The 20,596-nt window shown below is 47.4% G+C and carries 18 protein-coding genes and 1 pseudogene; 8 read left to right on the top strand and 11 right to left on the bottom strand.

Annotation, left to right across the window (positions count from 1 at the left end; all coding sequences use genetic code 11):
• Positions 1-13 precede the first annotated feature (13 nt).
• Positions 14-2,161 (bottom strand): phosphate acetyltransferase, encoded by a 2,148-nt coding sequence (gene pta, locus EKN56_RS06115; protein WP_130590990.1) that lies wholly within the window; start codon positions 2,159-2,161, stop codon positions 14-16.
• Between the two features lie 74 nt (positions 2,162-2,235).
• Positions 2,236-3,438 carry an acetate kinase gene (ackA, locus tag EKN56_RS06110; protein ID WP_130590989.1) on the bottom strand — a complete coding sequence of 401 codons (1,203 nt, stop codon included), beginning with the start codon at positions 3,436-3,438 and terminating at the stop codon, positions 2,236-2,238.
• 373 nt (positions 3,439-3,811) lie between these two features.
• Between ackA and yfbV the strand changes: the two genes are divergently transcribed.
• The 8 genes from yfbV to EKN56_RS06070 all read left to right on the top strand — a co-directional run bounded on the left by yfbV (position 3,812) and on the right by EKN56_RS06070 (position 12,125).
• Complete coding sequence (gene yfbV, locus EKN56_RS06105; protein ID WP_130590988.1) at positions 3,812-4,264, top strand: terminus macrodomain insulation protein YfbV; 453 nt, start codon at positions 3,812-3,814, stop codon at positions 4,262-4,264.
• Positions 4,265-4,469: 205 nt separating this feature from the next.
• Positions 4,470-4,976 (top strand): YfbU family protein, encoded by a 507-nt coding sequence (locus tag EKN56_RS06100; protein WP_130590987.1) that lies wholly within the window; start codon positions 4,470-4,472, stop codon positions 4,974-4,976.
• A 76-nt stretch (positions 4,977-5,052) separates the two neighbouring features.
• Positions 5,053-5,706 (top strand): sugar phosphatase, encoded by a 654-nt coding sequence (locus tag EKN56_RS06095; protein WP_130593615.1) that lies wholly within the window; start codon positions 5,053-5,055, stop codon positions 5,704-5,706.
• 349 nt (positions 5,707-6,055) lie between these two features.
• A complete protein-coding gene (locus EKN56_RS06090; RefSeq protein WP_130593614.1) occupies positions 6,056-7,894 on the top strand; it encodes an SLC13 family permease in 1,839 nt (612 codons plus the stop codon).
• Positions 7,895-7,979: 85 nt separating this feature from the next.
• Positions 7,980-9,734, top strand: a complete 1,755-nt coding sequence (locus EKN56_RS06085; protein ID WP_130590986.1) for an alkaline phosphatase — start codon at positions 7,980-7,982, stop codon at positions 9,732-9,734.
• 2 nt (positions 9,735-9,736) lie between these two features.
• Positions 9,737-10,216 carry a hypothetical protein gene (locus EKN56_RS06080; RefSeq protein WP_210405337.1) on the top strand — a complete coding sequence of 160 codons (480 nt, stop codon included), beginning with the start codon at positions 9,737-9,739 and terminating at the stop codon, positions 10,214-10,216.
• Positions 10,217-10,230: 14 nt separating this feature from the next.
• Positions 10,231-10,920, top strand: a complete 690-nt coding sequence (locus EKN56_RS06075; RefSeq protein WP_130590985.1) for an ABC transporter ATP-binding protein — start codon at positions 10,231-10,233, stop codon at positions 10,918-10,920.
• Positions 10,917-12,125, top strand: coding sequence for an ABC transporter permease (locus EKN56_RS06070; RefSeq protein ID WP_130590984.1), 1,209 nt, complete (start codon positions 10,917-10,919; stop codon positions 12,123-12,125). The genes EKN56_RS06075 and EKN56_RS06070 overlap by 4 nt, the downstream gene beginning before the upstream one ends.
• 213 nt (positions 12,126-12,338) lie before the next feature.
• On the opposite strand, the gene EKN56_RS06065 is transcribed toward EKN56_RS06070, so the two are convergent.
• The 9 genes and pseudogenes from EKN56_RS06065 to EKN56_RS21140 all read right to left on the bottom strand — a co-directional run bounded on the left by EKN56_RS06065 (position 12,339) and on the right by EKN56_RS21140 (position 20,555).
• Complete coding sequence (locus EKN56_RS06065; RefSeq protein ID WP_130590983.1) at positions 12,339-12,770, bottom strand: tail fiber assembly protein; 432 nt, start codon at positions 12,768-12,770, stop codon at positions 12,339-12,341.
• Between the two features lie 2 nt (positions 12,771-12,772).
• Positions 12,773-13,459 carry a gp53-like domain-containing protein gene (locus EKN56_RS06060; protein WP_130590982.1) on the bottom strand — a complete coding sequence of 229 codons (687 nt, stop codon included), beginning with the start codon at positions 13,457-13,459 and terminating at the stop codon, positions 12,773-12,775.
• A 13-nt stretch (positions 13,460-13,472) separates the two neighbouring features.
• Positions 13,473-14,870 (bottom strand): YmfQ family protein, encoded by a 1,398-nt coding sequence (locus EKN56_RS21555; protein WP_130590981.1) that lies wholly within the window; start codon positions 14,868-14,870, stop codon positions 13,473-13,475.
• Entirely contained in the window at positions 14,857-15,933 is a 1,077-nt protein-coding gene (locus tag EKN56_RS06050) for a baseplate J/gp47 family protein (protein WP_130590980.1), read from the bottom strand. Before EKN56_RS06050 ends, EKN56_RS21555 begins: the two co-directional genes overlap by 14 nt.
• Positions 15,933-16,283 carry a phage GP46 family protein gene (locus EKN56_RS06045; RefSeq protein WP_130590979.1) on the bottom strand — a complete coding sequence of 117 codons (351 nt, stop codon included), beginning with the start codon at positions 16,281-16,283 and terminating at the stop codon, positions 15,933-15,935. Before EKN56_RS06045 ends, EKN56_RS06050 begins: the two co-directional genes overlap by 1 nt.
• Before the next feature lie 54 nt (positions 16,284-16,337).
• Positions 16,338-17,003 carry a phage baseplate assembly protein V gene (locus tag EKN56_RS06040; protein ID WP_130590978.1) on the bottom strand — a complete coding sequence of 222 codons (666 nt, stop codon included), beginning with the start codon at positions 17,001-17,003 and terminating at the stop codon, positions 16,338-16,340.
• Positions 17,003-18,206: pseudogene (locus EKN56_RS06035) on the bottom strand (phage baseplate assembly protein). The gene EKN56_RS06040 and the pseudogene EKN56_RS06035 overlap by 1 nt, the downstream one beginning before the upstream one ends.
• Positions 18,190-19,578 carry a DNA circularization protein gene (locus EKN56_RS06030; protein ID WP_130590977.1) on the bottom strand — a complete coding sequence of 463 codons (1,389 nt, stop codon included), beginning with the start codon at positions 19,576-19,578 and terminating at the stop codon, positions 18,190-18,192. Before EKN56_RS06030 ends, EKN56_RS06035 begins: the two are co-directional and overlap by 17 nt.
• A complete protein-coding gene (locus tag EKN56_RS21140; RefSeq protein WP_246019980.1) occupies positions 19,578-20,555 on the bottom strand; it encodes a hypothetical protein in 978 nt (325 codons plus the stop codon). Before EKN56_RS21140 ends, EKN56_RS06030 begins: the two co-directional genes overlap by 1 nt.
• Positions 20,556-20,596 lie beyond the last annotated feature (41 nt).

The raw sequence follows: 20,596 nt of genomic DNA, 5'->3' as shown, positions 1-20,596 counted from the left end.
ATAAACGAAAGAATTAACCTTCGTTTTGCGCAGCCTGAATAGCTGTCAATGCAATGGTGTACACGATATCGTCTACTAATGCACCGCGAGACAGGTCGTTAACTGGCTTACGCATGCCCTGTAACATTGGACCGATAGAAACCAGGTCAGCTGAACGCTGAACTGCTTTATAAGTGGTGTTACCGGTGTTCAGGTCAGGGAAGATGAATACCGTAGCTTTACCCGCAACCGGTGAATTTGGTGCTTTAGATCTTGCTACGTCTTCCATAATGGCTGCGTCATATTGCAACGGACCGTCAATGACCAGATCAGGACGTTTTTCCTGTGCCAGACGCGTTGCTTCACGTACTTTATCAACATCGCTACCGGTACCGGAATTACCGGTAGAGTAGGAGATCATAGCAACGCGAGGATCAACGCCGAAGGCTGCGGCAGAGTCAGCAGACTGAATAGCGATTTCAGCCAGTTGTTCTGCGGTTGGGTCCGGGTTAATTGCACAGTCACCGTATACCAGAACTTGTTCAGGTAACAGCATGAAGAAGATGGAAGAAACCAGAGAACTGCCCGGTGCGGTTTTGATTAACTGCAGCGGTGGACGAATCGTGTTAGCCGTGGTGTGAACCGCGCCAGATACCAGACCGTCAACTTCGTTTTGCTCCAGCATCATGGTACCCAGTACCACGTTGTCCTGTAGTTGCTCACGCGCAACCACTTCGGTCATGCCTTTGCTCTTACGCAGCTCAACCAGACGTGGAACATAGTTTTCACGCACTTCAGCCGGGTCAACAATTTCTACGCCTTTACCCAGTTCAACACCCTGAGCTTCCGCAACACGTCTGACTTCTTCCGGATTTCCCAGCAGAATACATTGTGCAATACCACGGTCAGCACAGATAGCGGCTGCTTTGATAGTACGTGGTTCGTCACCTTCCGGCAGAACAACACGCTTGCCTGCTTTACGCGCCAGCTCAGTTAACTGATAGCGGAACGCTGGAGGAGACATGCGGCGCGAGCCTTCGCTGTTTGCCGTCAGGGTATCAATCCATTCGCTGTTGATATGGTTAGCAATATAGTTTTGTGCCTGTTCAATACGCTGATGGTCATCCGCCGGAGCTTCCAGGCTGAGGCTTTGTAGCGACAGCGAAGTTTGCCAGGTGTTGGTATCAACCATGAAGACCGGTAAACCAGTTTCAAACGCTTGCTCACACAGTTTGTGTACACGCTCATCAATGGCATAACCACCGGTTAGCAGTACTGCGCCGATTTCTACGCCATTCATCGCTGCCAGACAGGCAGAAACCAGAACATCCGGACGATCGGCAGAAGTCACTAACAGTGAGCCTGGACGGAAGTGCAGTAACATATTCGGAATGCTACGTGCGCAGAAAGTCACGTTCTTAATACGACGGGTACGAATGTCACCTTCGTTGATGATACGCGCTTTCAGGTGATGAGCCATATCGATCGCACGGGTAGCAATCAAGTCCAGATTCCACGGAATGCAGCCTAAAATTGGCAGTGAGGAATTGGTGAACAGCTGAGCGGTATCAACTACGCTGATTGCTGGTTTATTGGCTGAATCATCAAACATCTCTGACAGGTCAGGGCGAGTACGACCCTGCTCATCAACCGGAGCATTCAGCTTGTTGATGATAACACCGGTAATGTTCTCATTTTTGCTGCCGCCGAAGTTTGAACGGGCTAAATCAATGCGTTCTTTCAGTTGGGCAGGGGAGTCATTGCCTAATGACATTACAAAAACGATTTCTGCACCCAGCGTTTTAGCAATTTCATAGTTTAAGGCATTAACGAATTGATGGTGGGAAGTAGGAACTAACCCCTCAATCAGAACGACTTCTGCGTCCTTTGCGCACTCCTGGTAACGTTCAACAATCGTTTCCATCAGTACGTCTTGTTTATTGTTACTCAGCATGCTCTCAACCTGAGCCATGCTCAGTGGTTCAGCCGTTACGGCGTTAGAGTTAGCACGCAGAATAGTAGTAGTCTGGTCCGGCACATCAGCGCCTGAGCGGGACTGTGCAATTGGCTTAAGTACGCCTAAACGGACACCTTTGCGCTCCATAGCGCGAACGACACCAAGGCTGACGCTGGTCAACCCGACGCTGGTGCCGGTAGGAATTAACATAATTGTACGAGACACGACGAAACCTCTTTAGGTTATGCTTTGGCTAAAACAACACCGCCAGCCTGAGCTGACGGTGTTATTGTCGTTATTTACGCAGTAAGACGAGATGCGTCCTGAGCGATCACCAACTCTTCGTTGGTTGGAATGATCAGTGCGGCACGAGAGCCATCTTTTGCGATGTTGCCTGACTTACCAAAGCGGGCTGCCAGGTTGCGCTCGTGGTCGACTTCAAAGCCTAACAGAGCCAGTTTACCCAGTGCCAGTTCACGAACCATTGCAGCGTTTTCACCAATACCACCGGTGAAGATAACTGCATCTAAACGACCGTCCATCAGTGCAGTGTAAGCACCGATATATTTTGCTAAACGGTGACAGAATACATCCATCGCACGCTTGGCATCTTCTTTCTGTGCATAGTTATCTTCAACATAGCGGCAGTCGCTGGTAACTTCAGTCAGGCCTTGCAGACCAGACTCTTTGTTCAGCATCTTGTTGATTTGTTCCATGCTCATTCCCATTACATCATACAGATGGAAAATGATAGCAGGGTCGATATCACCGCTACGGGTACCCATAACCAGACCTTCCAGCGGGGTCAGACCCATAGAAGTATCTACACATTCACCGTTACGAATAGCTGCAACAGAACCGCCGTTACCTAAATGACAGGTAATCACGTTCAGCTCTTCTACTGGTTTGTTCAGCATTTTTGCAGCTTCACGGCTGACATAGTAGTGGCTGGTACCGTGGAAGCCATAACGACGAATACCGTGCTCTTTATACAGGCTGTACGGCAGAGCATACAGGTAAGATTCAGCAGGCATTGTTTGATGGAAAGCGGTATCAAAAACGGCCACGTTTTTATTTTTAAGAGATGGGAACGCTTTGAATGCTTCTTCGATGCCGATTAAGCCAGCCGGGTTATGCAGTGGTGCGAATGGAGACGCAGCCTGAATACCTTTCAGCACATCAGCATTGATCACAACTGACTGAGTAAACTGCTCGCCACCGTGAACAACACGGTGACCGATAGCGGTCAGGTTGTTTGACAGTTCTGGTTTTTTAGCCAGAATAGTATTAACGATGAATTTCAGAGCTTCGCTGTGTGCAGCACCTGCTCCAAGGGCTTCTTCGTGTTTGCTTCCGTCCATTTTCCATTTGATACGGGCTTCCGGAAGGTGGAAACACTCGGCTAAACCAGAAAGGTGTTCTTCGCCATTGGCAGCATTAATGATGGCGAATTTCAGAGAAGAACTACCGCAGTTAAGAACCAGAACCAGCTTACTCGACATGAGAAGTACCTATTTAATTTTGTGATTTGAAAAACGAAAATAGGGCAAGCGTAGCATTAACCGGTAAGGCCGAACCTCTATTACCCAGTTTGCTGCGTACCCGCGTTTTATTATTGTACACAATTGCCTGAAAACAGGTTATTGGTATTGTTTTATCCCTAACAAAAAAATTGGCCGTAAGGCCACGACCAGAATAATACCTGGCTAAGTAAAAATAAAACAGAAATGCAAATTAAATTGATATTTATTAAACTGCATCAAGTTTTTTGTGCATTTGTTTTAAAATTTACAGATTTTTTTGAATGTGCATTATAATCCGAATCGAAACATAATGCACATATCGATAGATCCGGAATCAAAGGCGGCAAATTAAATGCTACGTTCATCAGGTCCTATCCGTTGGATTCAGATATTTCAGCGTGGGCAGACTTACATGAAGACCTGGCCAAACGAAAAACGTTTGTCCGCGGTGTTCCCGGAAAACCGTATCACCACGGCAACACGCTTTGGTGTTCGCTTTATGCCGCCTGTTGCTATTTTTACGCTTGCCTGGCAAATCGCCATGAGTGGCCAACTGGGGCCAGCGGTCGCTACCGCTATTTTTGCCTGTAGTTTACCGATGCAAGGACTGTGGTGGTTAGGCCAGCGTTCTATTTCAATCTTACCGCCATCGCTGAAACAATGGTTTCTGCAACTGCGGGAGAAGCTGGCTGAAGCAGGGCAGGAGTTTGCGCCTTTAGAACAAGAGCCAACGTATCAACATTTGGCCGAACTGCTTAAGCATGCTTTTAATCAGTTGGATAAAACTTTTCTGGATGAGCTTTAGCTAAACAAGCGGGCTTCTGAGATTGCTCAGAAGCTACGCTATGGATCGATTTTCCCTCCTTTATTTATCACCCGTTCGGGTAAACAAAAAATTACACTGAATGGGTATCACTCTGTTGCGCAATATGCCATTCTCTATCCATTCGTGATGACGTTTATTCACATACAGAATTCTTTTTTGTTTTTGAATCTCAGGAGTTGTTATCGTGGAAATGACTAATGCCCAACGGCTAATCCTTTCAAACCAATATAAAATGATGACCATGCTGGACCCGGATAACGCGGAACGTTATCGTCGGTTACAGACTATTATTGAGCGTGGTTTTGGTTTGCAGATGAAGGAACTGGAGCGCGAGTTTGGTGAACTGTCAGAAGAGACCTGCCGCACTATTATTAATATTATGGAAATGCATCACGCGTTGAGAGTCTCGTTTGAGAATCTGCGTGAAAATCTGAAAGATAAAGCCGAAATCGATGAACGCCGTATCAATTTCCTTGGTTTTGATGCCGCAACTGAAGCCCGCTATCTCAGCTATGTTCGCTTCCTGGTGAATACAGAAGGGCGTTATACCCACTTTGATTCAGGAACTCATGGTTTTAACTCACAGACTAAAATGTGGGATAAATATCAGCGTATGCTGGCCATCTGGCAATCCTGCCCGCGTCAGTATCACTTATGCGCTATTGAGATTTCTCAAATCATTAATGCCTGATATTTTCTCTTCTTATACAGAGTGGCTGGTTAATACTGGCCACTAATTTTTTTGTTTTGTCAGTGAGAATATGAATTTGAATTGCAAAGGTTTTCTTTTCGATTTAGACGGTACGCTGGTCAGCTCTTTACCGGTGGTTGAACGTGCATGGTTGGGCGTTGCGGAACGTCTGAATGTCGCACCGCAGGAAATGCTCGATTTTATTCACGGTAAGCAGGCAATAACGTCACTGCGCCATTTTATGGCTGGCCAAAGTGAAGAGGCGATTAAAAAAGAGTTTGACCGACTGGAACAAATTGAAGCGACCGATACTGAAGGTGTAGAGGCGCTACCCGGAGCCATTGAGTTACTTAATCGCCTGAATGAACTGAAAGTACCTTGGGCGATCGTGACTTCAGGCACTATTCCTATTGCTCATGCTCGTAGTAAAGCTGCAGGAATACCTTTTCCCGAGGTGTTTGTTACCGCTGAACTGGTTGCCAGAGGTAAACCTGAGCCTGACGCCTATTTGCTCGGTGCAGAACGTTTAGGCTTGGCTCCGTCAGACTGTGTAGTGGTTGAAGATGCCGCAGCAGGGCTCGCTTCCGGATTAGCTGCTGGCTGTCAGGTTATTGCGGTAAACGCCCCGGCAAATACGCCTGAACTGTCCCGGGTCGATAAATCGCTAAAAACGCTGCAACAGTTACATGTCAGTTATGCAGATAACATCGCCAGAATTCAATTTGATTAATGAAATGAATGATTAGCGGCATAAAGATAAGAAAGCTCCATAATTTGGGGCTTTTTTATTAACATGTTGATGACATTTCTGGCTAATCTCCTTGTTTATGCTGAATGTTTCGGTTTTTAATTGATATAAGGTTGACGATGTGTTTTATTCTGTTTTAATCAGTTAAAGCGCATATTTTGTTCCTTTATTGAGGGAAAAATAGAGTAACTTTATAGGCAGGCTTAAAAAACATCTTAAAGCCAATGTTTTATCACGATTTGTATTCGATAATATCTTTGTATGGGGCAACAACGTTCAGATAACCAGTAAGGGAGCCGCAGTGATCGAGCGATTATTGACAACGATGGGTATGTTAGCCGATAGCCAGCTTTTCTGGGTGGTGTGCTTTTTATTTATCGCAATAATCCTGTTCATATCCAATAAAGTGCGGATGGACGTGGTTGCTCTGTTGTTAATTACCGTTTTTGTTACCAGCGGTATTCTGACCCTACCTGAAGCGATTTCTGGCTTCAGCGATCCCAACGTTATTCTGATTGCGCTACTGTTTGTGATTGGCGAAGGGCTGGTGCGTACAGGTATTGCCTATCAGGTAGGCGACTGGCTGGTTCGGGTTGCCGGCAGCAGTGAAACTAAGCTGTTAGTGTTGCTCATGTTGGCGGTAGCCGGATTGGGGTCAGTTATGAGCTCCACCGGTGTGGTGGCTATCTTTATTCCGGTAGTGATGAGCGTTTCATCGCGCATGGAGAGAGAGCCGGGTCGCCTGATGATGCCTCTGGCCTTTGCCGGATTAATCAGCGGTATGATGACGCTGGTAGCAACCCCACCAAACCTGGTGGTGAACAGTGAATTGCAGCGTTATGGTGTAGGTCAGTTTGATTTCTTTAGCGTAACGCCTATCGGTATTGTCATTCTGGCGATGGGGATTGGCTATATGCTGCTGGTGCGCCCCTGGTTGGTGAAACCGGTAAGTCAGGATAAGGCTAAATCCCGTACTCGCCGCACCATGCGCGATCTGATTCATGACTATAAGCTGAGCGGTCGTGCCCGACGTCTCTCTATTCGCCCCGGTTCCCCGTTAATTGGTCGTACGCTGGATGAACTGCATCTGCGCTCCCGCTACAGTGCTAACGTCGTGGGTATTGAGCGTTGGCGTAAATTCCGCCGGGTGATGATAGGTGCTTTTGCCGCCACTGAACTGCGAGTGCATGACATTCTGCTGGTGGATATGTTCGATCCGGAAGCGGACGTTCGCCACTTTTGTACCGAAGAGCAACTGGAACCGATGATTTTACGCGGGGAATATTTCTCTGAACAGGCGCGTGAAGTCGGTATGGCGGAAGTATCGCTGGTTCCTGAATCTGAATATATTGGTAAAACTCTGCGGCAAATGGGTTTTCGCACTCGTTATAATCTGAATGTCATTGGTATCCGACGTAACGGCAAACTGATTGAAGCCAGTCAGATTGATGAAGAACTTAAAGTCGGTGACATGATGCTGGTGATTGGTGACTGGCGTCAGATTCGTCAGTTACAGAGCAATACGCGTGATTTTCTGGTAATGAATTTGCCCGCGGAAGTGGATGAAGTCGCACCCGCTACCAGCCAGGCACCTCATGCACTTCTATGCCTGATTTTGATGATATTCCTGATGGTAACGGATATCGTGCCCAATGTGATTGCGGCACTGCTGGCCTGTTTATTAATGGGTAAATTCCGCTGTATAGATATGGAAAGCGCCTACAAATCTATTCACTGGCCAACGCTTATCCTGATTGTTGGCATGTTGCCTTTTGCCCATGCGTTACAAAAAACCGGTGGTATCGATCTGGTGGTAAAAGGATTGATGGATGCCGTTGGCGATATGGGGCCCAGAGTGGTACTGCTTAGCCTGTTTGTATTGTGCGCGGTAATTGGCCTGTTTATTTCCAATACCGCCACTGCGGTATTGATGGCGCCTATAGCTATCGGTGCTGCGAATCAGATGGGGGTTTCTGCTTTACCATTTGCCATGGTGGTCGCGATAGCCGCTTCAGCCGCCTTTATGACACCGGTATCTTCACCGGTAAACACCATGGTACTTGGGCCTGGTGGCTATAAGTTTAGCGATTTCCTGCGTATTGGCGTGCCGTTCACTTTACTGGTGATGGTGGTGAGCGTGGTCATTATTCCATTGCTGTTTCCGTTCTAAGACATAAATTGGACATATATCGTTCATAAAACTGACATTCAGCCTGAGTAACCTGCTCCTGAAAAATAAAAATCAGGAGAATGTTATGAAGGCAAGTTGGTTGATTCCTCTCACTTTTGCGTTAGTCCCTGTGGTTATTCCCGCTACGGCATCTGCCGTGAATATCTATCCTATCGATCGGGCAACGATGTTAACCGGCGGCAAGTTTGACTTTAAAGTTGAGTTTGATAAGCAGGTTGATCCGGCTCAGGTTAGCATCAAAATTAATGGCAAAGCATACCAACAGGTATGGAGCCAAAAAAGCGAGTTTATTAAAGATGAAGACGGTCTGAATGCCTCATCACTGGTAATAAAGAATGTTGATATTGCTACCCCGGGTGATTACAAAGTTGAAGTCTCGGCGGGTGATGAAAAAGGCACGGTAAGCTGGAATGTTTATCAAACGCCGGAAAAACGTCAGGCTAAAAACGTTATTCTGTTTATTGGTGATGGCCTGTCAGTTGCTCATCGAACCGCTGCCAGAGTGATGTCAAAAGGTATTACTGAAGGTAAAGCCAACGGTCGTCTGGCTATTGATGACTTAACCAATATGGCATTTATTGGAACATCAAGTACAGATTCTATTGCTGCTGACAGCGCTAATACCATGAGTGCCTACATGACCGGTCATAAATCGGGTGTGAATGCGCTGGGGGTTTACGTCAGTCGGGCTAAAGACTCGCTTAATCATCCAAAGCAAGAAACACTGGGTGAGTTGATTAAACGCACCAGCAATATGTCGGTGGGTATTGTCAGCGATGCCGAGCTGGAGGATGCCACGCCAGCGGCAGTGTTATCCCATACTCGTCGTCGTGCGGATAAAGCAGAAATTGTCAGCATGTTCTATGACGTTAAGCCGGATGTTCTGCTGGGGGGCGGTTCTGCCTATTTTCTGCCGGAAACGACTCCGGGTTCTAAACGTAAAGATAACCAAAACTACGTTGAACGCTTCCAACAGGCTGGCTATCAGCTGGTTACCAACGCAGAGGAGCTGAAAAAGCAGGGCTCCGGGGCGGATAAGCTACTCGGCCTGTTCCATACTGGTAACATGGATGATGTGCTGGACCGACGCTTCCTGAAAAATGATGTCACTAAGAAGTTTCCCGACCAGCCAGACCTGACTGAAATGACCCAAACTGCACTGGATGTACTGTCAAAAAATCAGGATGGCTTCTTCCTGATGGTTGAGTCAGCGCTAATTGATAAAGCCTCACATCCATTGGATTGGGAGCGTGCGGCATATAACACCATCATGTTGGATCAGTCAGTCGCTATCGCTAAGAAGTTTGCGGAAACCCATCCGGATACGCTGATTATTGTTACCGGCGACCATACTCACGGAATTTCAATTGTCGGAACCGTTGATGATGATAAACCGGGCAACGATATGCGCGAGAAGGTAGGTGTATATGAAACTGCAGGCTATCCAAATTATGAAGATAAAGACGGTGACGGCTATCCGGACAGGGTCGATGTCTCTAAGCGCTTAGCGGTATTCTTCAATAACTTCCCGGACCATTATGAAACCTTCAGACCTAAGCTGGATGCGCGTTTTGTGCCCGCAATTCAAAATGAGAAGGGAGAGTATATTGCCAACGCCATATACAAAGACATACCCGGAGCCGTATTAAGAACCGGTAATATCCCGCGTAACACTGATACCGGGGTGCACTCTGTAGATGACATGATTGTTCAGGCATCAGGCCCGGGTGCTGAGCGGATTCATGGCTATATGGATAACACTGAATTATTCCGCGTAATTGTTGATTCTCTGTCGTTAGGCCATGGTAAACAGGGGTGATAATGACAAGATGCTCTGTTCTTAATCGCCGGGGTTCTCCCGGCGGTTTTTCTGGCTGGCGCTATTGTCAATGGTTGCTGCTGTTACTGTTTGTGGCATTACCGCTAAAAGCCCAGCCGACTCTCACCTTCGAGCAATTTTATAGCAAAGTAAGCGTGTTGGGATTGGAGTTTTCCGATCGTGTAAAACAGCTATCAGGCCAACAGATAGAAATCACCGGCTTTATGGCTCCGCCTATCAAAGCTGAATCTCAGTTTTTTGTCTTAACCAAAATGCCAATGGCAATTTGTCCGTTTTGCTCCTCGGATGCCGACTGGCCGGAAGATATTCTAGTGGTTTATCTCACCAAGCGCCAAACCTTTGTACAAAACAACAGCATGATAAAAGTGACCGGTACGCTGGAATATGGAACCTGGCGCGATAAAGAGACGGGGTTTGTCAGCCTGCTGCGCCTGCGTGATGCACAATTTAGCGAACTTTAGTCAGGAGTTGGTATATGTCAGAACTGTTTATTAATCAGTTACAAGTCAAGTTTAACGGTAGCGCTCAGGCGGCGTTAAATATACCTCAACTGGTGGTATCTACCGGTGCTCATGTGGCGGTTACCGGCGCTTCCGGTAGTGGAAAAACCACCTTGGTTAATGCCATTAGCGGCCTTGAACGTAGCGGCAGCGGTAAAATTTTCTGGAACGGTAAAGATATTGGTCGTATGTCAGAGCGCCAACGGGATCGTTGGCGGGCAACGAATGTCGGTCTGGTGATGCAGGACTTTCATCTGTATCCCGGGTTGAGCGCTTTGGATAATGTTTTACTTCCGGCCCGTTTTCATTACTGGCGCTTGCCTTCATCATTGAAAACACGTGCCGCCGAGTTACTGGAGCAGGTGGGTATCCGGCAGCACCGGCAAGTAGTCGATACCTTATCTCGTGGTGAAAAACAGCGGGTGGCAATAGCCCGGGCGTTGCTGAGTAAACCAGAAATTGTCATTGCCGATGAGCCGACCGCCAGCCTGGATGCCAATAACGGACTGGAAGTTATCCGTTTGCTCACTCAATTTGCCAGGCTGTCAAAAGCGACCCTGATATGCATTACACATGATCCTCGTTTGAGTGATGAAATGCGCCGGCGAATTACGCTGGAGAATGGTCGTCCGGTTAAAGATATCACCACAGGAAGAACACTATGATTCCTTTTAAAATTATCTATGCCGATTTCAAACGCCTGTGGGGTGGAACATTGATTCTTACCCTGTTGATAGCCGCCGCTGTGGCTTTCAGTATGGTGGTCAATTTGCAAGAAAGAGCATTGCGGGAAGGAAGTGCCAGAGCGGCAGATCGTTTTGATTTAATCGTTGGTGCCGCAGGAAGTGAAACTCAACTGGTACTATCCAGCGTATTTTTACAGCCCTCGCTGTTACCGTTGTTACCTCATCACTATCTGGATGAACTGAAACAGAACCCATTAGTAGAGTCAGCATCGCCATTAGCCTTTGGTGACAGCTATAAAGGTATGCCCATTATCGGAACTGATGACGATCTGTTGCGTGACAGGGATATACAGTACGGTAATGACAGTCAGAACCATAAAAACTCAGTATTTGGTAGTGATTATGGCGCCGTTGTGGGGGCCGCAACCGGGCTTGTTGTGGGTGATAAAGTTACCCCTATTCATGGTCAGGTTGGCAGTGAAGGCGCTCACCAACATGAGGCAGTTAATTATATCGTTACCGGCGTATTGCCAACTTCTGGTGATGCCTGGGATAAAGCAATTCTGGTATCTATCACTGCCGTATGGGCAGTGCATGGTGCTGAAGAACATGAAAGTCATGCAGATGATGAAATACACCATCATGGAGGTGATGTTTCTGTGGTGGTAGTTAAGCCGAAAAGTATTGCAGGAGCCTATCAACTCAGATCGCAATATCGTACTGGCGAGAGCTTAGCCGTATTCCCCGGTGAAGTATTGACCCGTTTATACGGTACGTTGGGAGATGCCCGCCAGGTTCTTTCCCTGATGGCTATTGGAACTCAGATTTTGGTGTTAATTGCCATTTTAATGGTAATCGTAGTGCATCTTGAGCAGCGTCAACGGCAATTTGGCGCATTACGAGCCTTCGGTGCACCGCAACGCGGCATTGTGGCATTAATTTGGTGTGGGTTGATGTTAATGATGAGTATCGGGATTGTGCTTGGGGTAGGAATCGGTTATCTGGTGACGCTATGGATATCGCAGAGCATATCTTCATTGTATGGCATAAAACTGCCGGTCACTATTCAACCCGAAGATGGTCTGTTGATAGCGACGATATGGAGTGTTATCGGTGTGGTATTACTGCTGCCAGCGATATTGGTCTATCGGCATTCACCAGCACAGGCATTGAAGACGGTATAAACCAGTTCAGGCTTAACGGCAGGTCTTGATAATTTCTCCGTTCGATTGTTCAATTTTTTGACAATTCAGCCCATTCTCAACGGTCGGGGGTTCCTGAGTATGTAGCGCGCCGATTTTTTTTGCATAGATTTACGGAATATATTGCATAGCGAGAAGCAAATAAAAACAGCTATTTTGCATAATGCAAAATATTCCGACCATCTATAATAGTGACTATATAATTGGTTGTGTAGGCCAGTTGATTTTCGGTGCGAGTGATGTGTCAATTCTATTCAATAGTACGCTGTATTTACGCCATTCGTTATATAACCGAATTTCATTATCAGTGGCTATTCCAGTGTCCACTGCATATGAGAGCGGTTGAATAACTGAGTTAGACACAGATAATAGGTACTGTTTTTTTGATTCAGCCTCTGTAACTAGCTCATCCTTTGATAAGGCTGGAATATCAACCCAGACAGGCTGTCCATTTTTCCCCGGAGCTCTGACTTTTCCTGCCGGGGGATAAGACATAAAAAACTCCGCATAAATATTACTATCAATTTCAACACTATCAGCAGGCCACGATTTAGACTCTAAATACGCGTCCTTGAGTGCCTCGGGATAGGCGCTGTTTGTTTGCGCGCTATAGAAAAATTTCTCCATGACTAATACCCCCACACTAACCAGCTAGCCGAAATGCCTGGTGATAACGGTGAGACTGTTGCCCCTGCCGCCACTACTTTAGCAACACCCCAAACTTTCATACTGACGGTTGTTAAATCAGTATGCATAAAAAGTGCGCAAGACGGTGAAACTTCAGTCGTAGATTGAAAAACCACACCAACAACAGCCGTCGGAAACGCAACTGGAAAAGACACATTAACTGATGATCCACTACCAGCAATAGCTGGCGTTCCCCCCCACTGAAGGATCAATCCACTAGGAAGTTTTTGCCATCCAAAACCAGCACCTACCCCTTTTTGCTGGCTGCTCATATCGGGAATTTGTCCAATACCTGTTCCCACCTCTTTAATTGCGGCGGATTTCAACCCTAAATTACCCCGAGCTGTTTCAATTGCTGTAACTCCCGCATCTTTTATTTCTGATAAATTATTATTAGCTTGTAAAAACAATGCCTTTAACGCTAGTAATATTTGATTATTAACGTTATCATTGGGAAGGCTATCTGTAGCTGTTAATAATGCCTTTAATTCGGTCTGAATGTTTTGAACAGAGCCTTGGACGTCATTCATAAACGTGGCATTAACCACGGTTCCTAACGCACCAGTTAATGGGTTACCATCATGAAATAAACTGTCCGGTGTGTTAATTGGTGGCATGATATCTTTCATTTGATTACCTTAATTACCAATTAGTTATGTAAACTATTTTTTGAGCATACCGAACACCCCAATCACGAGTTGAGTGTGGTAATTGAAAAAATTCCCCTTCGGAAAATGAATATTCATCATATTCCCCATTGCTATAAAGAATTTGACAACCGGTAGCGCCGGTAGTAGGAATAAAAACATTTGCCTGTGTTCGCTTTTTAATTATTCCCGTTGTTTTAATCGGAGATGTAGCACTACCTATATTAATTTGCACATTCCACGCATCAAACACGCCAGATAAACCGGGTTGTGACGGAAGGTCAATAAAACGGTAATCACCTGATGTGTAATTAATTGAGCTAACGTAACGAATCCATTCTGTTGATAATGGAATATCTGTTGTATCAATGTCGTTTATCTGATTTCGTAGTTGATCAGATATCCCATTTTTATAGAAATAGCTGCATGATAAATGTCCCGTAACACCGCCACTTTCAATACCACACCTGGCAACAGTTGGGGATGGATCATTTGTATCACGAATGACCATAGTGACTCTGACATAATCATCAATACCAGCCGGAGTATCACCATGTATAACCTCTACTGTATATTTAGGGTCATATGCCGCACTGTTAAAGACCTGCCAGCCGCCAGAACCAACACCGTTACTCAACTCAATTAAGTTAATACTTTCTGGTTCTGGTTCATGCCGACCAATTAAGGTACCGTTCTGATACTCTACAGGCCACTCATTGGGCGCTGCATAATAAATTTTTCCATCTTGCCCATAACACGCATGTTCACTATCACATTGGTATATAACTCGAGGATCTAATCCGGGTGTTGTCAAATCGATGGGAGATAAATCATGGTACGCAAAAACACATAACGTTTCTGCTGGCTTTAAATCATTAAAGACAGTTTCAATTATATCATCACCAAATGTTAGTAAGCGTTCTCCGGCAGTTGATACACCGACCCTAAATTGATAAATAGGGGTCTTTGCATTCATTATATTTACGCGCCATACCCAGATAATATCCGCTGTATAGAGCATATCACCACAGCGATTGATTCCAGTTCTGAATGGCTGTAGTTCATCTATCGTGATGGTGTAACCCATCGTCGCGGCTAACTGGATGAAATAAGGAATAGATACGCCGCCAGTTTCAGCCATTTTTGCCAGAACGTTAGATAAACGTTCCTGATAGGTTGCTCCGGCACGAACAGGTACCGCGTACACGCGTTCCCAGTCTGCTATTAAGGAGCCGGATAAAAACGGCGTTACCGCATCAGCTACCTGCTGTGCGGACTGTTCAACAGCGTCCAGCACTGCCGACTGAGCATTAATCTCAACAGAGAGCCGTTCTCCGTTCGGCTCATAACTTACCGGCGGCAATAGTGTTTTTAACAGATTACTGGTCCTCATCGCCCATTAACCTCACGACGATATTTCCAGCCTGTATCCATTCCAGCGTCTCTGCATTCACGATAGCTTCAACGTTTCCGACCGGTTCGGTGATGTCCCGGTCAGTGACGCCAGCAACCAGTGATACCTGTGTTTCAACTTGAGACAGAATCAGAGGCTGTCCTGGTTCTATCCTGTCTGTGATGTCGCGTACCGCCTGTATAACATACGGTGTAGCCTCTGCCAGTGTCAGTCCGTCCAGACTAACTAACACAGTAAAATCGACTAGTTTAATGGAGGGGGCCAGTACCAGTGCATTTTTGGCCGTGACGTTGCGGACATCATCGATATGGGCTTGGGTGGTATTAATCAAGTCTTGTGACGGTAAGGCGTTCGATGACGTAATAGCGATATCAACCGTCCCCAGTCCGCGACGTAAGGGATAAACATACGCAGCGGTAACGCCATCCACTTCTAACGCCCAGCGTTTATAATCGTATTTATTGCCACCGGCCGGTGGCCGTCTGAGTAATTCAAGATAACGTGATAACAGACTGGCATCGGTTTCGACATCTGTGCCACCGGCTAGCGATTGCACATTAGCCGCAGAGTTAATGCCATAAGGGGGGCTCACTAATACGACACTACTGGGGGTTTCTACGTTAAATGCGGCCCCGGCTGTTGCGTCCTGAACTTTAACGGTTGCCGTACCATCATCACCAATAACCGCGTTCTCTGTCGTCGAACAGGCGATAGTTGCACCACGCATTTCTGCGCCAGCAGTCAGGGTACTACCCGGTGTACCCGTGATATCCGCTAATCCGGTTGCATATGTCGCGCTTTTACGCACAACGTTACGGGTTTTGGCGTGAAGTTCCAGGTTGTCAGAGTCGGCCGTATCCGGGAATATCTGACGGACAATATAACTCTGATTCTGATACAGGCCATCGGCAACACCGGCAACGGATGCAGCACGAACGCCATAATCTGAATCTGTTCCGGTATCCGCATCAGGTAGCTGGTTTTTAATATCACGCAGTTGCGCATCGCGGATTTGTTCAAACGTAGGTACATTAAACGGCATCAGACGACCCTCACCGAATGTTTAAACGTCTGTTTTTTCCCCCAGGCATCCACCACATCAATCAGCAATAACAGGAATCCGGAGCGGATGCGCTGGGCGGTCACTGTGATGGTTTTGGCTCGACCATCATTAAGTAAAGTTTGTAATGCCTGTTCGGCGTACTGACGCGCCAGCATATAAATACGGTTCACGTCCTTTTCCTGCGCCAGCTCATGTAATCTGGACCCTAAAAGCGGGTCGGCCCAGTAACTGCCGACAGGGGTTTTTAGTCGCAGATAAACCGGGTTCTCTAATGACTGGCTGCGTGTACCGGTGTAATCACCGGTTGATGCTGATATTAACTGGTCCATGATACTCAGTGTGGCAGGATGTCAATATAAAGAGGGGATGACAGGGTTCAGCGGCTACTTGATAGGTTCGCCGGTCGGGCTTCCGCCTTCACCATTAGGGTGCTGATGGCTGACAACTGACACGGTACCGGCTTTCACATCGCCATCGGTCAGATAATCCCCGCCATTTTGCTGAACGGTGCCGGTGAAGGTGGCAGTTGGGCCGCTACCACCGCTGCCGCTGATGGCCATGCCGCCGTTACCCGTAATTTTAGCCTGTGCAGTTACTTCCTGACTGGCCGTCACCATCGGAGTATTAAAATCGGCATTGGTTTCGGCATTCACTTCAAATGACTTGCAATTGATTCGGTAAACATCACAATCGGTTTCGATAATGCGTCCACGTTTTAATACTATCCGGGTCTCTTCATCGGTGTAAATAGCCACTTCACCACTGACTAATGATTTTAATCGGTATGTGCCGTGCTCGGTGGCCACGATGATGGAGTGTGATGTTACACCACCCAACGGAATCGCAATACCCATTGTTCCACTTGGCGGGTTAGACGTAAAACCATAATGTTGAAACAACTCACAGCTTGGAACATCTTCACCGGAAAGCCCTTTAACCTGACTTGTCTGAACTTTTGCACTACTGTTACTGGCCCCCAGTACGACTCGAAATGCCTGGCGAACGCCACTTAATGCCTGGTTAATTTTTTGGTTTACCTGATTCCACATTATCTTTTCTCCCAAACCGGAACAACAGCAATATCATCTTTACCTTTGCGTCCACCTTTGTGGCGGGTTTTCCTGCGTGGGTAGGCATCCGGAAGCCAGATACCATCCTCTTTAAAGCGCAAAGAGGTGCGCTGGCCATCCTGGCGACTCAAGCTGAACGTCCGTCCCATCAAAAAGTAAATACCATCAATACCGTGCGGCTCGCTTTTTATTCTGACCCGCTGACCGGGAACCCAAAGAACACCATCCGGTGTACGATGGCCCTTAACCTCAGCAACCAAATCCAGCCCGGACAATCTGGCGTCAGCCATTGCTTTTTTAGCCCGGTAATTAAGCTGTTCTGATGAATCGGCATCGCCCACGACAATGATTTGTGGACGGTAATACGGTATCGTCGGGTCACCGGCCACTGATTTAAAATCGTTCTGCCCGGTTTTACCGGCGGACTCATCATCCCAGATATCCACTGACTCACCGGTCGTACTGGTGACCGTTCGGGCATGGCCTTGCGCTAAAATGGTTAACTCGGAATAACACCCCCTGAATAGAGCTGCTTTCTTCCAGTGATAACAGGTTATTTCCTTCACCGTTCAGGTTCATCACTAATGTGGCCACCGGTGGCGCGTTATAATCCGGCCCCCCCACCACCAGAGTGCCGTCCGGTTCAAACCACGGCCACAGGCCACGACCGGCGGCGGCTTTCGCTAATGCATCCCAGGCGCGCTCTCCCGGATTAATGGATGCCTTATCATTACGCGATGAACTTTCTGCCTGGATGCGAATTTTTGTGATACCCAGCGGTCGGACTATCCTGGCAATGACTTCCTCCAGTGCTAACTGTGCGGCTGAAAATACCGGTGCGGCACAGTCAACCAGAATACCGGCATCGTCACGTCCGTTCAGTGCCAGCGAAAAGGCACCGCGCGATACCGTCCGGGTGACGGTATCGATACGGCCAGACAATACCGTATCATTGGCCACGCGGACAGAAACACGCGCACCACGGGCCACATTGTCAGGAAATACGCTATCCGGAAGCCCTAATGTCAGTTGCCAGGCATCCGCCGCTTTCAGAAAATCACTGTCGATACGGTAATTTGACCAGTCACTGTGAGCCTTGCCGCCAACCAATAGCGTTATTTTATCGTCACTCACCGCCGCTTCATTGGCCTGGCTGTTCTGACTATTATCGGGTGTAGGCATTAATAACATCTCCGGCATTCACCTTATTCGGGTTACGTAATTGGGGATTCAGACGCTGTAATTCGACGGCGCGGGAATGGTCGCCATACCATTGGTGCGCTAATAAACGCAGACAGCTATCGCTTATCACGGTTTTTTTAGTGAGTGGCGGACGTTTAGCAATAACCGTTAACCCTAAGTTTTGCAGGTCTAATGCTACATTCTTTAATTGAGCCACGACCGGCTGCCACAGCAGACCAATCGGCGTGGTGTCTGAGCTAATCGTTTCCTGCGCAGGTTCATATTGATGACGTATCCGGTCGATAGTGCTCTGCATACGCTCGCGAACACTGTCAACAATGGTTTCAATATCATCCGGAGATAATACCGCCGTCTGAATATCATCACTCAAAATGGCGGTTGCCGCGTTCGCCAGCTCGCCGACAGACTGAACGGCATAGAGTACGGTAACATCAACAACGTCATCCGGAGCCGATTGGGCGGGTACTGGGATGGTTGCCGGAACATCACCATTAATCAGGTCCGCCGGTAACGTCACCACCGCATCCATACTTTCCAGGATACTATTCCAGACAGGGATAACCGTGGTTGGTGTGGCAGTGATATCCGTAGGTGCAGCGGTATTCATGCCCGGACTAACCGGCCGTAAGGGTTGGTTAGCTATTGTAATTGACGTTGTGTTATTACGCAGAGCCGGGATACTACTTCCGGTTTTACTGGTGTCCATCTCTAGCAGGCGTTGGAACTCCCGGACGAACTGAGACGGATATTTAAGAAAACCCTCAAAATCATCAATACTGGTCAGGATGTCAGATTTAAAGATGAACAGCGTATTTAACAGGGTGTTAGCAATCGCCCGACCTCGTTTTAAAAGGCTTTTAACCATGTTAATCGGGGCCATTATGGCATCAAAAAAACTGGCCACCTGTTCGACTAATTCATCCAGACGATCGAAGATAGCCGCACCCAGTTGTTCCGGAAGCTGCTGATTAAATAATGTTGTACCGGTACGGTCCTCCAGGAACGTCAGATCCACAACACAACTATCAACATTATCCGCCACATGCTTAATTTCATATTCAATTGCCAGTGCGTGAGGAATAGAGCCGTAAACCGGATGGACTAACTCACCCGGCCCCGGCTCATCTAATGCGGTGGTAAAACGCTGCAATCTGGCATCATAATCATCGCCCCAAAAAAAGGCGGTGAACTTATAACGGCGCGGTTTTCGGCCTAAATCTTTCAGGTCACCACCATCAATAAAGGGATATTCATAGGTCGCATGGGCGCGGCCAATAGAATCAGTGACATCTAAAACCTCAAACCTTACCCCACGAAACGAAGCTCGCTGTAAATTCTCTGACCAGGCCATTAGTAATTTGCTCCCCCGGTAGTACGTGTACCGTCCTGCACGTTGTACTGATTAACGAGTTCAGCCACCATTTGACCATCTATCATTAGTTGCGTGGTCAGATTTAACGGTGCCGGTGGTGGTGCCTGGGTTGATGCAGCATTTGCCGATTTTTCGCCATTCAACGCGGCCACAATGGCATCGGATGAAACACTGGCGACATTGGGAGAAAGTGGAGAATCGTTATCCTGAAGGTACTGTTGAATCCATTGCTCGTTTTCAGCCGCGTAGCCACTGCCGATTTGGTACCAGGGTTGATACTTCTCACGTGCCGCATCAATCGTATTTTGACCATATTTGGCGCGGAGTTCAGCCCATTTTGCCTCACCACTTTTTAACTCGTCTTCTTCTTCATCGGTATTAAAGGTTGCCATTGAGGTGACCGCCAGTGCCAGACCACCCAGCTTCACAACACCACCTAAAACTGCGCCAGCTCCGGCCACATCCGACATATCACCAACGCTGTCGACAACGGATTCCGCACCGGCTCCTGCTGCCGCACCGGAAACCGCGCCACTAAGACCACCACCACCGGTTAAGAATTTCATCCCGGCAAAGGCGAGTGCAGCAGCCGTCATTGCCTGAATGGCTGTTGCCGCTCCGGCAGCGGCTGCGGCCAGTTCAGGATATTCCACACCCAGCTCAGTCAGGCGACTTGCCGCATTACCGAGAGCGTCTGATAGTGGCTTAATACTGTCCATTTGCGCGAAGTCAGCGACATTTTTTGCCTGTTCAACTTTGAAATCGGGAGTGTTAGCAATAAAATCGAAGTCTTTATCCCCGGCACGTTCGCCCGGTTTTAATGTCCGCTGCTCATTAATTTGTGTATCCAGTTCTTTTTTATAGTCCTGATTATATCGGTAGGCTAACAGGGCCATCAGCGCCTGACGATCAGCGACTATCTGACTGACACCCGCCCCCTCAAGAATGTCAGACATTGAATCCAGCGTAGCTTTTTTTTCATCGTTATTTTTGGTAT

Origin of the sequence: Limnobaculum zhutongyuii, from assembly GCF_004295645.1 — a bacterium.
GTDB lineage: Bacteria > Pseudomonadota > Gammaproteobacteria > Enterobacterales > Enterobacteriaceae > Limnobaculum > Limnobaculum zhutongyuii.
Note: the sequence above shows the minus strand (reverse complement) of the source record. Positions and strands in the feature narration are given on the sequence as shown.